This is a genomic window from Streptomyces sp. NPDC051822 (genome assembly GCF_044452745.1).
GTDB lineage: Bacteria > Actinomycetota > Actinomycetes > Streptomycetales > Streptomycetaceae > Streptomyces.
Window position 1 is genome coordinate 74299 of record NZ_JBITBZ010000003.1, and the last position, 12401, is coordinate 86699.

The 12401-nt window shown below is 70.6% G+C and carries 12 protein-coding genes; 3 read left to right on the forward strand and 9 right to left on the reverse strand.

What is annotated here, in order from left to right:
- Nucleotides 1-84: 84 nt before the first annotated feature.
- Nucleotides 85-1035, reverse strand: a complete 951-nt coding sequence (locus tag ACIA8N_RS10820) for a sugar isomerase (protein WP_365779923.1) — start codon at nucleotides 1033-1035, stop codon at nucleotides 85-87.
- Between the two features lie 223 nt (nucleotides 1036-1258).
- On the opposite strand from ACIA8N_RS10820, the gene ACIA8N_RS10825 reads away from it, so the two are divergent.
- Entirely contained in the window at nucleotides 1259-2056 is a 798-nt protein-coding gene (locus ACIA8N_RS10825; protein ID WP_365779925.1) for a DeoR/GlpR family DNA-binding transcription regulator, read from the forward strand.
- 77 nt (nucleotides 2057-2133) lie between these two features.
- On the opposite strand, the gene ACIA8N_RS10830 is transcribed toward ACIA8N_RS10825, so the two are convergent.
- The 7 genes from ACIA8N_RS10830 to ACIA8N_RS10860 all read right to left on the reverse strand — a co-directional run bounded on the left by ACIA8N_RS10830 (nucleotide 2134) and on the right by ACIA8N_RS10860 (nucleotide 9532).
- A complete protein-coding gene (locus ACIA8N_RS10830; RefSeq protein ID WP_365779927.1) occupies nucleotides 2134-3141 on the reverse strand; it encodes an NEW3 domain-containing protein in 1008 nt (335 codons plus the stop codon).
- A 31-nt stretch (nucleotides 3142-3172) separates the two neighbouring features.
- The gene (locus ACIA8N_RS10835; RefSeq protein WP_365779929.1) at nucleotides 3173-4606 is read right to left on the reverse strand and encodes a Gfo/Idh/MocA family oxidoreductase; all 1434 of its coding nucleotides are present in this window, start codon (nucleotides 4604-4606) and stop codon (nucleotides 3173-3175) included.
- Nucleotides 4607-4840: 234 nt separating this feature from the next.
- Nucleotides 4841-5965, reverse strand: coding sequence for an aminotransferase class I/II-fold pyridoxal phosphate-dependent enzyme (locus ACIA8N_RS10840; RefSeq protein ID WP_365779931.1), 1125 nt, complete (start codon nucleotides 5963-5965; stop codon nucleotides 4841-4843).
- 78 nt (nucleotides 5966-6043) lie between these two features.
- Entirely contained in the window at nucleotides 6044-7147 is a 1104-nt protein-coding gene (locus ACIA8N_RS10845; protein WP_365779933.1) for an SIS domain-containing protein, read from the reverse strand.
- Between the two features lie 72 nt (nucleotides 7148-7219).
- Nucleotides 7220-7960: a glucose 1-dehydrogenase gene (locus tag ACIA8N_RS10850; RefSeq protein WP_365779935.1), complete on the reverse strand. Its 741-nt coding sequence runs from the start codon at nucleotides 7958-7960 to the stop codon at nucleotides 7220-7222.
- A 104-nt stretch (nucleotides 7961-8064) separates the two neighbouring features.
- Nucleotides 8065-8733 carry a class I SAM-dependent methyltransferase gene (locus ACIA8N_RS10855; RefSeq protein WP_365779937.1) on the reverse strand — a complete coding sequence of 223 codons (669 nt, stop codon included), beginning with the start codon at nucleotides 8731-8733 and terminating at the stop codon, nucleotides 8065-8067.
- A gap of 73 nt (nucleotides 8734-8806) precedes the next feature.
- On the reverse strand, nucleotides 8807-9532 hold the full coding sequence (locus tag ACIA8N_RS10860) for a dienelactone hydrolase family protein (protein WP_365779939.1): 726 nt from the start codon (nucleotides 9530-9532) through the stop codon (nucleotides 8807-8809).
- Between the two features lie 463 nt (nucleotides 9533-9995).
- Between ACIA8N_RS10860 and ACIA8N_RS10865 the strand changes: the two genes are divergently transcribed.
- Together ACIA8N_RS10865 and ACIA8N_RS10870 are read left to right on the forward strand one after the other, a co-directional pair.
- Nucleotides 9996-10601 (forward strand): ATP-dependent Clp protease proteolytic subunit, encoded by a 606-nt coding sequence (locus tag ACIA8N_RS10865; RefSeq protein WP_030221063.1) that lies wholly within the window; start codon nucleotides 9996-9998, stop codon nucleotides 10599-10601.
- A gap of 58 nt (nucleotides 10602-10659) precedes the next feature.
- Nucleotides 10660-11328, forward strand: coding sequence for an ATP-dependent Clp protease proteolytic subunit (locus tag ACIA8N_RS10870; RefSeq protein WP_365779941.1), 669 nt, complete (start codon nucleotides 10660-10662; stop codon nucleotides 11326-11328).
- A 76-nt stretch (nucleotides 11329-11404) separates the two neighbouring features.
- Here the strand turns inward: ACIA8N_RS10870 and ACIA8N_RS10875 are convergent, their stop codons facing one another.
- Complete coding sequence (locus ACIA8N_RS10875) at nucleotides 11405-12220, reverse strand: helix-turn-helix transcriptional regulator (RefSeq protein WP_365779943.1); 816 nt, start codon at nucleotides 12218-12220, stop codon at nucleotides 11405-11407.
- Nucleotides 12221-12401 lie beyond the last annotated feature (181 nt).

Genomic DNA, 12401 nt, shown 5'->3' on the forward strand with positions numbered 1-12401 from the left:
CACGGGAACGACGCACGGAACGGGGCGTACGGGGACGGACGTACCGGAACAGGCATACGGAACGGGCGGGCCGGGGCCCGGGCGTCACGCCTGAGGGCTGTCGAGGATCACCGAGCGGGTCAGGTTCCGCGGCCGGTCAGGGTCGGCGCCCTGCGCCTCCGCGAGCCGGACGGCGAGCCGCTGGGCCAGGACGAGGTCCGCCAGCGGGTCGAGCGCGCCGGAGCCGCCGTCGGATTCCGCGACCATCGTGCCGCCGACCCGGGCCACGTCGTCGGCGAGCCCCTGCGGGGTCGGACCGAACACCCACGCCACCCGGCCGGGCCCGGTGATGCTGATCGGCCCGTGCCGGTACTCCATGGCCGGGTACGCCTCCGTCCACGCCCCGGCGGCCTCGCGCATCTTCAGGCCGGCTTCGAGGGCCAGCCCGTAGGTCCAGTGGGTGCCGAGGAAGGTGAACTGCTCGGCGGCGCACACCTCGGCGTCCAGGTCCTGGGCGATCGCCCGCCGCGCGTCGGAGATCGCCCGGTCGAGCGGCCCCACGCCGCCCGGCAGCGCGTCCTCCGTCTCCAGGTGCGCCCGGAGCAGCGCGAGCACGGTGGTGGCGAACCGCGTCTGCACCACCGACTCCTCGTCTGCGAAGCCCAGTACGGCGACGCTGTCGGCGATCCGCATGACGGGGGTCTCGGGGTCGGCGGTGACCGCCCCGGTCGGCACGGTGCCCTTCAGCCGGCTCAGGACGTCCAGGACCTCGGTCGTGGTGCCGGACCTGCTGATCGCGAGCACGCGGTCGTAGCGGCGCCCGTGCGGGAACTCCGAGGCCGCGAACGCGTCCGTCTCGCCGTGACCGCCGCGCTCGCGGAGTTCGGCGTACGCCAAGGCCATGAACCAGGAGGTCCCGCAGCCGACGACGGCCACGCGCTCGCCCCGGCGGGGCAGGACGTCGGCGTGGAGGCCCAGCGATTCCTTGGCCCGCAGCCAGGTGTCCGGCTGCGAGGCGATCTCGACGGCGGTACGGGACGACGCTGTGGTGGTCATACGGAACGGCTCCTCGGGGAGTGCGTGAAAGCGCATGATCAGGGCTTGTTTCGAACACTTGCGAGCATATTTGGTGCGAGAAGTATGTCGGAACGGCAGCTCGTGGTCCAGAGGGCGCGGCCGGGACCGGCGTGGCGCGGGCCCGCAACCCCGGGGCTGCATGCCCTTCCGTCCACGCGTTACGCTCCCTGTCCATCGGTGAACGGCCAAGGAGCTCCGAAGCATGTCCAAACACGAGCGGTGGAACGCGCTCCTCGAGCTGCTCGCCGCCGAGGGCAGGCTGGAGGTCGAGGAGGCCGCCGCGACCCTGCGGGTCTCGGCCGCGACCATCCGGCGGGACCTCGACGAGCTGGCGGAACAGCAGATGCTCGTCCGGACGCGCGGCGGAGCCATCGCCCACGGCGTCTCCTACGAACTGCCCCTGCGGTACAAGTCCTCGCGGAACGCCTCCGAGAAACAGCGCATCGCGGCGGCGGTCGCCGAACTCGTCGGCGAGGGAGAGGTCGTGGGACTCAACGGCGGGACCACCACCACGGAGGTTGCCCGCGCCCTCGCGCTCCGGGTGGGCGGCGGACGGCGCAACGCGCCCGAGACCTCGGCGCCCGCCTTCACCGTCGTGACCAACGCCCTGAACATCGCGGGCGAGCTCGCCGTACGGCCCCAGATCAAGATCGTGGTCACCGGCGGGGTGGCCCGCCCCCAGACGTACGAGCTGGTGGGGCCCCTGACGGCCGGTGTGCTGAAGGAGGTCGTCCTCGACGTCGCCGTCCTCGGCGTCGACGGGCTCGACGCCCAGCTCGGTGTGATGACCCGCCAGGAGGACGAGGCGAGCATCAGCAGACTGTTCGCCGAACGCGCCCAGCGTGTGGTCGTGGCCACCGACTCGTCCAAGATGGGCAAGCGCGCCTTCGCCCGGATCTGCGGACTCGACGCCATCGACGTCGTCGTCACCGACTCGGGCGTGCCGGCCGACATGGTCGCGAGCCTCGCCGACCACGGCGTCAGGGTGATCGCGGTCTGACGGACCGGGGTACGGGCGGAACCGGGCCGCCCCCGGACCTCGGCAGAGGTCCGGGGGCGGCTGGTCGACGCGCCTGATCAGGGCGCGACGGCCATGTCGAAGAGGTGGATGTTGCCGTTGCTCGGCAGCACCACGAAGTCGACCTGCTTGGCGGGGTCCAGCGGGACGGAGTGGGCGAAGACGCGGTACTCGATACCGGCGTTCCCGTATCCGCTCGGCCGGTTGCGTCCGTCGCTCGACGCCACCAGGGTCGCCCCGTGGGCGTTCGCCGGGTCGAACGACCAGTTCGGGAAGCCGAAGGTGCCGGTGGAGCTCGTCCCGTCGGTGTAGTACACGGTGGCGGTGCCCGAGGCCCCGCTGGTGACGCCCGAGCCGAGGAACACGAGCCTGCTGCCCGAGCCGTTCAGGGTGACGGCCTGGCCCGACGCGGTGACGTTGTTCCGGGTGCCGCTCGGCACGTCCGGCCAGACGAGGCGTGCGCCGAGGGCGTCGACGGCGCCGCCGGGGCGCAGTCCGACGTCGGCGAGCTTCTGCGCGGAGAAGCTGTTCCCCTCGCCGTCGTAGTCGCCGGGCGCGGTGTTGCTCTCGTCGGTCACCGCCACGTTGTTGTACGCGTCGGCCAGCCGGGCCAGGGGGGTGCCGCTGCGCTGGGTCCTGGTGGCCGTGGCCGAGCCGCGTCCGTCACCGCCCTGGTAGGTCGCGGTCGCGGTGAACGTACGGACGGTGAAGCCGTCGCGCTGCTCCGGCACCTGGATCCGGAAGGTGGTGTCGGAGGAGGCTCCCGCGGTGAGGGAGCCGTCCACGCGGACGGCGGAGGGCTGTACGGCCCAGCCGGCCGGTCCGCCGAAGGACACCGTCAGCGAGCGCATCCGGGCCGGTCCGGCGTTGGTGACGGTCACCTTCACCGTGGAGATGGCCGGACCCGCCAGGTCCACGGGGGAGATCGTCAGCTCCGTGGCGGCGGCCGGCAGCGGCTCCGCCTCCGCGGCGGCCGCCGTCCCGACGGCCGTCGCGGTCGGCAGGAGGGCGAGCGCCCCCGCCACGGCAACCGCTCTGAGCGTTCCGATCAGTCCTGCTGATCTCACGTGCTGCTCCTTCTCGGGAGGGGCGGAGGGGTCAGGCGACGGGCGGCATGTCGGTGGTGCGCGAGTCGAGGCCCATGCGGAGGTTGACCCAGGAGCCCCGGGTGAAGTCGGGGACCTGCACGGGACGGCCCTTGGCTGCCAGGGACATGACACTCAGGGGGACGGGGGCGCACCAGGACGCCGAGTCGTACACGTCGATGTCGGGCACCAGCCCCGCCCGCATCAGCTGGACCGTCCGCCACTGCAGGACGTAGTCCATCCCGCCGTGACCGCCGTTGTTCGCCGCGTCGTCACCGATCTTCTTCCACAGCCAGTGGTCGAACTCCTTGCGGTAGGAGCCGAAGTCCCGCCAGGCGTGACCGCTGTGGTCCGGCTCGACGTAGATCCGTCCGCCGCCGGACGACACCACGCCCGCGTAGTCCTCGAAGATGCCCCGGGTGCCCGCGAGGCTGTTGATCCGGCTGTACGGCCGGGGGGAACTCACCTCGTGCTCGGCGCGGATGACCCGCCCCTTGGCGGTGTCGATCAGACAGGTGACCAGATCGCCGTTGACGTACGTCTCGTTCCAGGAGGGGTGGTTCCTGGGCACGAACCGCTCCCGGTAGTCGGCCAGGCCCTTGGGCTCCGTCGCCGTGGCGCGCAGCGTGGTCATGCGGTCGCCCCGGTTGATGTCCATGGCCGCGGCGATCGGCGCGAGGCCGTGCATGGCGTAGAAGGAGGCGGTGCTGCGGGTGTGCCACAGCCGGCGCCAGGAGTCGGTGTAGTACGTGTCGGAGAACAGCAGCGCCCGCAGGTCGTGCAGGTAGCCGCCGTGTCCGTTCGTGATGTCGCCGAACAGTCCCTCGTGCGCCATCTTGAGCATGGCCAGCTCGTTGCGGCCGTAGCTGCAGTTCTCCGACAGCATCAGATGGCGCCGGGTCCGCTCGGAGGTGTCGACGAGGTCCCACAGTTCGTCGAGGCCGGTGGCGATGGGCAGTTCGACGACGACGTGCTTGCCGGCGAGCAGCGCGGCCTTGCCCTGCTCGTAGTGGAACTCCCACGGCGTGGCGATGTAGACGAGGTCGATGTCGTCGCGCCGCAGCATCTCGGCGTACGAGTCGGCCGAGCCGCCGAACTCGACGGGACGCGGCTTGCCGGCGGCGGCCAGCCGGTCGGCGACCCTCCCGGCACGGTCGGGGCGGATGTCGCAGACGGCGGTGACGGTGCAGCCGGGCACGACCGACCAGCCCGTGGTCATGCCGGAGCCGCGGTTGCCCAGACCGATCACGCCCACGCGGACCGTCCGGTGCACGTCGTAGGGCACGTCGATCATCGACGTCTGACCCGGCTTCCGGGCCGGTGCGGGCACCGCCGTGCCCGCCGCGACCGCGTCGGGGGCCGCCCCGACCCCCGTCGCGAGGGCTCCGGTGGCGGCAAGGGCACCTCCCAGAAGCAGGCGGCGGGAGACTGCGGAGGTTCCTGTCATGGATTCATCGCTCCTCGGTACGGACGGCACGGGCGCGTGACGACTGTGACGGGGCGATCAGAGGCATGTCAATAGGTGCTCACTAAAGGGGAGTTACACGCAAGGTCGCGCATCCCCGGCCGTTTTCGATGCGTGGACCCGGCGCGACATGAGCAACCGGATTCCTGGGTACGGACCTCGCAACCCGGCTCTCGGAACCAGCTGTCGGAACCGGCTCGCGGCGCGACGGCCTGCTCACCGCCCGGCGCTCGCACCTCCCGCCGCGCCGAGGCGGGCCACGGCCTCGGCGACGGCCTCCGTGGACTTGCAGAAGGCGAAACGGGCCAGCCACCGGGGGGCGTCGGCACGATGATGGAAGGCGGAGCACGGGATGGCCACCACTCCGGCGCGCTCCGGCAGGTGGCGGCAGAACTCCACGTCGTCCCGGTAGCCCCAGCCCCGTACGTCCGCCAGGACGAAGTAGCCGCCCTCGCCGGGAAACGCGGGCAGCCCCGCCGCTTCGAGTCCGGCCGTCAGCAGGTCGCGACGGGCGGACAGCTCCTCGCGGAGTTCGACGGCCCAGCTCTCGACGTCCCACAGCGCCCCGGCCACGGCGGCCTGGAAGGGCGTGCCCGCGGAGAAGGTGACGAACTGCTTGACCGAGAGGAGGGCGTCCACCAGCGGGGCGGGTCCGCAGGCCCAGCCGATCCGCCAGCCGGTCACGTTGAACGTCTTGCCCGCCCCGGAGACGACGAGGGTGCGCTCCCGCATGCCGGGCAGGGCGGCGATGGTGCGGTGCGCCCGCCCGTCGTACGCCAGGTGCTCGTACACCTCGTCGGCGACGACGACCACCCCGTACTCCCGGCAGAGGGCGGCGACGACGGCGAGTTCCTCGTCCGTGAAGACCTTCCCCGTCGGGTTGTGCGGGGAGTTGAACAGCAGCACCCGGGTGCGCGGCCCGAAGCCGGCCCGCAGCGCGGCCTCGTCCAGGACGAAGCCTCCGTCCCGCGCGGCGAGCGGCACGGTCACGAGACGGGCGCCGGCCAGCTCGGCGCAGGCCGAGTAGGCGTCGTAGGAGGGGTCGAAGGCGAGGACCTCGTCCCCCGGGTCGCAGAGGGCGAGCAGGGCGGCCGACAGCGCCTCGGTGGCGCCGGCGGTGATCACCACCTCGGTGTCCGGCCGGTACCGGACACCGGTGGTGCGCCGACGGTAGGAGGCCACGGACGCGCGCAGCTCGGGGAGCCCGGCGGCGGGGGAGTACTGGTTCAGGCCCTTCTCCACGGCCGCGGCGACCGCGGCCGTCAGGGCGGCGGGGGCCGCCATGGCCGGCGCCCCCTGCCCCATGTCGACGGCCCCGGTTCGGACGGCCAGGTCCCTCATCTCGCTGAAGACCGACGGACGGAAGTGCCGGATGCGGACGGCTCGGTCACGGTCACGGCCTGATCGACAGGACACCTCCTAGCCCTGTGCGAGTTCCGCGCGGATGGTGTCCCCGTGGTACCAGGGGTTGCCGGCGGCCTCGGAGATCAGGTTCCGTGACTCGGTGTCGCGGGCCCGGCCGAGGTCGAGGGTGAGGTACTGGACCAGTTCGAGGGCGGTGAAGTACTTCCGCATGAAGGTCGGCTGGTCCAGCGGGATCGCGGTGACCTCGATGTTGCGGTTCTGCGGCAGGTCGGCGGTCAGCAGCCGGATCAGGTTGGCCGTCTTCTCCCGGGTGTACTCGTCGTCCTCGTCGTCCTGGAGGATCAGCACGCTGTGCTTCCGCGTCGGGTCGGAGAGGGTCGCGACCTCGCTGTGGCAGAACTCGTGGAAGTAGTTGCGCGTGGCCGGGACCATCGCGATCTCGTTGAGGTGCATCTTGGCCAGCTTCAGCAGGCTCTCGTACCACTTGGGCGACGCCAGCATGATGACGTTGGCGTCCTCGCTGCGGGCCGCTGCCAGGCGGGCCAGCTCGCGGTGGGCCGGGGTGAAGTCGTTCGCCAGGTGGTCGGGGAGCGCCGCCACCTCGGCGCGGAAGTCCTCGGAGATCAGGCCGAGTTCGTAGAACATGTCGAGGAGGATCGCGAAGTACTGGCCGACGTGGAACAGCGGGTACTCGCGGTCCGGCTCGCTGAGCTGCCAGCGGGCGATGGAGACGCCGTGCTCCTCGCCGAGGTCGCCCAGCCTGCCGCCGGAGGTGAGCAGCAGCACCCGGTCGTGGGCGTGCGCGAGCCGGTGGAAGACGTGCAGCGGCTCGTTGGAGTGGCCGCTGTAGGAGCTGAGGACGACGAGCGTCCGCTCGTCCTCGATGACGGATTCCGGTATGAGGTAACGGAAGTCGTAGTCGTTGACGACGTGGAACTCCAGCTCGCTGTCGACGGAGGTGAAGAAGGCCCGGACGACGTCGGAGACGATGGCCGAGCAGCCCATGCCGGTGAACACGACCCGCTTGAAGTGCCCGTTCTTCATGCGGTCCCGGAGGGCGGGGGTGATCTCGGCGATCGAGTACTCCTCCGGCTTGCGGAAGCCGCCCCGGTACTGCGTGTTCAGAAACTCCTCGTACCGATCGATACGCGACTGCATGGGGTGTTCCCTTTCGGTTGTCCGTGCGGTGGGAGGCTCGGGGGTGACCTTCGGATCCGGCGTCGCACGCCGCTACCACATGAACTGGCCGCCGTCGACGATGAACTTCTGCCCGGTGATGTAGGCGGCCTTCTCGCTCACCAGGAACTCCAGCGCGTCGGCCATCTCCTCCGGGCTGCCGATCCGGCCCTGGGGGATCTCGGCGAGCAGCAGGTCCCGGTGTTCCTGTTCGTCCGTACGGAAACGCGTGCGCATCTCCTCGGTGTCGATCATTCCGGGGATCAGGGAGTTCACCCGGATCGCCGGGGCGAGTTCGAGCGCCAGGCACTTGGTGAGGTGCAGCAGACCGGCCTTGCTGGCGCAGTAGTTGGCTCCGTTGAGACGCGGCCGGATGCCGGTGGTGGCGGCCACGTTGACGACCGATCCGCCGCCGGCCGCGAGCATGGCCGGGGCCAGGGCCCTAGTCATGTAGAAGGGACCGGACAGGTTGGCGGCGAGGACCTGGTCCCAGTCCGAGGCGGTCATCTCCAGGAACGGTCCGTCGATGTTGCGGCCCGCGTTGTTGACGAGTACGGACGGGGCGCCGTGCTCCTCCAGGACGAGCGCGGTCACCCGGGCGACGTCGCCGGCGTCGGAGACGTCCGCCCGTACCGCCGTGAACCCGCCGCCCAGTTCCTTCTTCGCGAGGGCGGCGGACTCCTCGTCGCCCCGGTACAGGGCGACGACCCGGTGGCCCGTCGCCAGCAGCCGCCGGCTGAGGCTCACCCCGATTCCCTTGGTGCCCCCGGTGACGACGGCAACGCGTTCTGGCATGGGATCCCCCCTCGGACCGACGGCTGTCGGGGATCACCCTTCACGGCGGGAGCGCGCGTAACCAGAACGTCGCCATGCTGGTACTCCGACTACCACTCCCGTCCTCAGCCGGGCTTGCCCGCCATGACGACCAGGCCCGGCCCGGTGTGCTCGTCCGCGGGCAGCCGGAGTTCGGCGACGGGGCGCAGCCCGGCCCGCTCGATCAGCTCCACGAGCTGGTCCGGCCGCCACTTGTGGGTCGTCCAGCGGACGGGCACACCGCCGTAGGCCTCGGTGCGCCGCAGGTCCTCGTCGCCGACGTGCGTCGCGGTGATGAAGTGCCCGCCCGGCTTCAACGCCCGCGCGAACAGGGCGAGAACCTGCGGCAGGACGTCACGGGGCAGGTTGAACAGCGACCACCACCCGAGCACACCGCCGAGGGACGCCTCGGCGAGGTCGAGGTCGGTCGCGGACGCGACGTCGAAGCGGCACTGCGGATGCAGACGGCGCGCGTTCTCGATCATCCGGGGGGAGAGGTCCACCCCGGACACGTCGAGTCCGCGCTCGGCCAGGTAGGCGGTGACCGTTCCGGGTCCGCAGCCGACGTCGAGGACGGGCCCGAGCCCGCCCACGGTGTCGGCGAAGGCGTCGATGGACGCCTTGTGCCAGGGGTGGCGGCGGATGTCGCCGATCCCGGTCGTCACGACCATGTCGGCGTAGTTGTCGGCCACGCGGTCATAGGACTCACGGACCACGTCGAGATCGGCGGGGCTGTCGATACGGTGTGCGCGCATCGGCCCACGATAGGACCGCGCGCCCGACCCGGGTCCGGCAGGGCGGGAGCCCGGATCGGGGTCGCCCACGGGCTCACCCCGGCACGGGAACGCACTCGTCGAGCAGGTCGACGACGTCGCGCCAGGCCCGTCGTGCGTGCCGCGGGTGGTACCCGACGCCGGGGACCACGTCCTGGTCGACCGGCGGGTGGTGGAAGGCGTGCAGGGCGCCGCCGTAGACCACGAGCCGCCAGTCGACGCCCGCGGCCTCTATCTCGGCGGCGAAGGCCTCCCGTTGGGCGGGCGGCATGATCGGGTCCTCCGACCCCACGCCGGCCCACACCGGGCAGCGGATGCGCGCGGCTTCGCCGGGACGGCCCGTGGTCAGCGCGTTGACCGTCCCGATCGCGCGCAGGTCGACGCCGTCGCGCCCGAGTTCCAGTGCGATGGCGCCCCCGGTGCCGTAGCCGACGGCGGCGATCCGGTCGGGGTCGGTGCGCGGTTCGGCGAGCAGGACGTCGAGCGCCGCGTGCCCGATGTCGCGCATCCGGTCGGGGTCGGCGAGGAGGGGGGTCACGCGCGCGAGCATCTCCCCGGGGTCGGTGAACCAGCGCCCGCCGTTGATGTCGAACGCCAGCGCCACGTACCCCAGCTCGGCCAGGGAGTCGGCCCGGCCGCGCTGGAAGTCGTTCAGACCCGGCCCCTCGGGGCCGACCAGGACCGCGGGCCGGCGGTCGTCACCGGCCGGGAGCGCGAGGTGCCCGATCATCGTCAGGCCGTCGGCCGGATACGCGACCGTGCGCGTGGTAACCGTGCTCATGGGCCCGGATTCTAGTGATCGTCGAGCAGGCCGGGCCGGTCCGCCGCGCGGTGTCGGGGCGGGATGTGAACCGCGCATTCCGGTGGCCGGAAGTGACCGACCCTGCCGCCGGGTCGGCCGCCGCGCACCTGGCCGGATCCGTCTCCCCATTCTTTCCCTATGCACCGTTCTCGGAGGGAAGGAGTACGTATACCAGCAGGCATCAGGCCTATCGCAACCGCAAATCCCAGCGTTTTCCAGCCACTTGAACGCGCGGCGCCAGGGCCTCCGCTCTCAGCGAACTGTTCCGCACCCGAGCGGCCCCCGGCATGAGTGCGTGTTAGCTTCGCCATATGTGAGGGTGGGGGCTGTTCACTCCCGCTTCGCTGACCGAATGGACGGAACCCGGCCGGACGGCCGGGACCTCGCAAGATGAGGAGTGAAATCAATGGGCGCTGAGCAGTTCCCGCTCGGATCGCACCGGATGCCGCCTTACGGCCTCGACGCAGGTGACATGCCTGGCGGTGACGCTGTTTACAACCGGCTTCTCAACGACCGTATCGTCTTCCTCGGCAAGGAAGTCGACGACGAGATCGCGAATCGCATCACCGCGCAGTTGCTGATGCTCGCGGCGGACCCGACCCGCGACATTTACCTGTACATCAATTCCCCCGGTGGTTCCGTCACCGCGGGAATGGCCGTGTACGACACGATGCAGTACATCAAGAACGACGTCGTCACCATCGCCATGGGATTCTGCGCCTCCATGGGCCAGTTCCTGCTCACCGCGGGCGCGCCCGGCAAGCGCTTCGCGCTGCCGCACACCAAGATCCTGATGCACCAGCCCTCGGCCGGATTCGCCGGCTCCGCGTCGGACATCAAGATCTACGTGGACCAGCTCAAGCGCACCAAGCTGGAGATGGCCGAGCTCATCGCCCACCACTCCGGCCAGTCCACCGAGACGATCACCCGCGACTCGGACCGCGACCGCTGGTTCACCGCGCAGGAGGCCAAGGACTACGGCCTGATCGACGAGGTCATGTCGGTGACGTCCGCGACGCCGGGCCTCGGCGCCGTCTCTCCCCGCTAGCTCTTCTCCCGCCTCCCGGCGGATCCAGCACCCTTCCCCACCCGGAGGACCGCGCGCCATGAGCACGCCCACTTCTTCCCCAGCATCCGGACCGGCCGGCTCCGGTGCCATGCTCCCGCAGAGCCGCTACATCGTGCCGCGTTTCATCGAGCGCACGTCGCAGGGCACCAGGGAGTACGACCCCTACGCCAAGCTCTTCGAGGAGCGCATCATCTTCCTCGGCCACGAGGTCGACGACGTCGTGGCGAACGACATCATGGCCCAGCTGTTATGCCTGGAGTCCCTGGACCCGGACCGGGACATCTCCCTGTACATCAACTCGCCCGGCGGCTCCCTGACGGCGCTCACCGCCGTCTACGACACCATGCAGTTCGTCAAGCCCGACATCCAGACCGTCTGCCTGGGACAGGCCAACTCGGTGGCCGCCGTGATCCTGGCCACCGGTACGCCCGGCAAGCGCGCCGCCCTGCCCAGCGCCCGGATCCTGCTGCAGCAGCCGCACAGCCACGGCACCCAGGGCCAGGTCTCCGACCTGGTGATCCAGGCCACCGAGGTGCAGCGGCAGCGCGCGCTGGTGGAGGGCATGCTCGCCGCCCACACCCGGCGGGACCTGGACCAGATCCGTGAGGACGTCGAGCGGGACAACGTCCTCACCGCCGAGCAGGCGCTGGAGTTCGGGCTGATCGACCACGTCATCAGTCCGCGCTCCCTCGTCCGCGCCCGCTGACGGACGCGCGCCGGCCGAACCGTCGACGCCCGGCGGGGCCGGGGAGTCCGCTCCCCGGCCCCGCCGCCGTCGCTCCTCAGTGACCGGACAGCTGCGGCAGGTGGTACACGACCTCGAGCGAGGGGTGCATGCCGTCGGCGAGGATGACGAGGCGCATCGGGACCGTGCCGTGCCGGGGATGACGGAGCCGCCGGACCTGCGGTTCCGTGTTGAGCACCCGGTACTCGTCCCACCAGGTCCGGAAGTCGCCGCTGACCTGCTTGAGGTCGTCGACCATCTCGCTGACGCAGCTCCGGCCGGGGAAGCCGGCCGACACCGCGCGGAGCCTGCCGACCTGGTCCCGGGCATCGCGCCGCCAGTCGGCCAGCCGCACCCTCGCCTCCGGCACGGTGAACAGCCACCAGAGCAGGTTCCGGCGGGCCTCCGGCATACGGCCGAAGTCGGTGTACCACTCGGCGGCGGCCTCGTTCCAGCCGAGGACGTCCCCCATCTTGTTCACGATGTACGCGGGGTTGGGGCTCAGTGAGTCGGCCACCTGCTGGAGGGCCGCCTCGGTGGGCGCGTGTCGTCTTTCGATCCGCTGGGGAAAGGTCCGGCTGTGGACGAGCTGGTGCATGTACGCGCGCTCGTGTTCGGCCAGATTGAGGGCGCCGGCCAGGCTGTCCAGGACCTTGAATGATGGAGAAACGTTCCTCCCCTGTTCGAGGAGCGTGTACCAGGTGAGGCTCAGACCCGCGAGTGCCGCCACTTCCTCCCGACGGAGGCCGGGCGTGCGACGCCGGGAGCCGTTCGGGAGATGGACATCCGCCGGAGTGAGTCTTTCGCGTCGAGTGCGTAAGAAATGAGCGAGTTCCTGCCTGCTGACTTCGTTGTCTAAGGCAACACCAGTCATCAAATTTCTTCTTCCGCGATTAAGAATTCCACCGTATCCGCCGTCGTGAGCCGTGTTCCACGCGCAGCCTAATACATGGGTCGCAGATGAATTGAGACGTAGATCAAGGTTTGGGTGTGACGGCGCACGGGTATTGTGAAATCTTCGGGGAGTGGTTTTTGGCCAAGATCGCCCCGGTGTT

What these genes read in the sequence shown, in the direction of transcription:
- ACIA8N_RS10820 (WP_365779923.1), bottom strand. Translation starts at nt 1,035, where the DNA reads ATGACCACCACAGCGTCGTCCCGTACCGCCGTCGAGATCGCCTCGCAG.
- ACIA8N_RS10825 (WP_365779925.1), top strand. Translation starts at nt 1,259, where the DNA reads ATGTCCAAACACGAGCGGTGGAACGCGCTCCTCGAGCTGCTCGCCGCC.
- ACIA8N_RS10835 (WP_365779929.1), bottom strand. Translation starts at nt 4,606, where the DNA reads ATGACAGGAACCTCCGCAGTCTCCCGCCGCCTGCTTCTGGGAGGTGCC.
- ACIA8N_RS10840 (WP_365779931.1), bottom strand. Translation starts at nt 5,965, where the DNA reads ATGAGGGACCTGGCCGTCCGAACCGGGGCCGTCGACATGGGGCAGGGG.
- ACIA8N_RS10845 (WP_365779933.1), bottom strand. Translation starts at nt 7,147, where the DNA reads ATGCAGTCGCGTATCGATCGGTACGAGGAGTTTCTGAACACGCAGTAC.
- ACIA8N_RS10850 (WP_365779935.1), bottom strand. Translation starts at nt 7,960, where the DNA reads ATGCCAGAACGCGTTGCCGTCGTCACCGGGGGCACCAAGGGAATCGGG.
- ACIA8N_RS10855 (WP_365779937.1), bottom strand. Translation starts at nt 8,733, where the DNA reads ATGCGCGCACACCGTATCGACAGCCCCGCCGATCTCGACGTGGTCCGT.
- ACIA8N_RS10860 (WP_365779939.1), bottom strand. Translation starts at nt 9,532, where the DNA reads ATGAGCACGGTTACCACGCGCACGGTCGCGTATCCGGCCGACGGCCTG.
- ACIA8N_RS10865 (WP_030221063.1), top strand. Translation starts at nt 9,996, where the DNA reads ATGCCGCCTTACGGCCTCGACGCAGGTGACATGCCTGGCGGTGACGCT.
- ACIA8N_RS10870 (WP_365779941.1), top strand. Translation starts at nt 10,660, where the DNA reads ATGAGCACGCCCACTTCTTCCCCAGCATCCGGACCGGCCGGCTCCGGT.
- ACIA8N_RS10875 (WP_365779943.1), bottom strand. Translation starts at nt 12,220, where the DNA reads ATGACTGGTGTTGCCTTAGACAACGAAGTCAGCAGGCAGGAACTCGCT.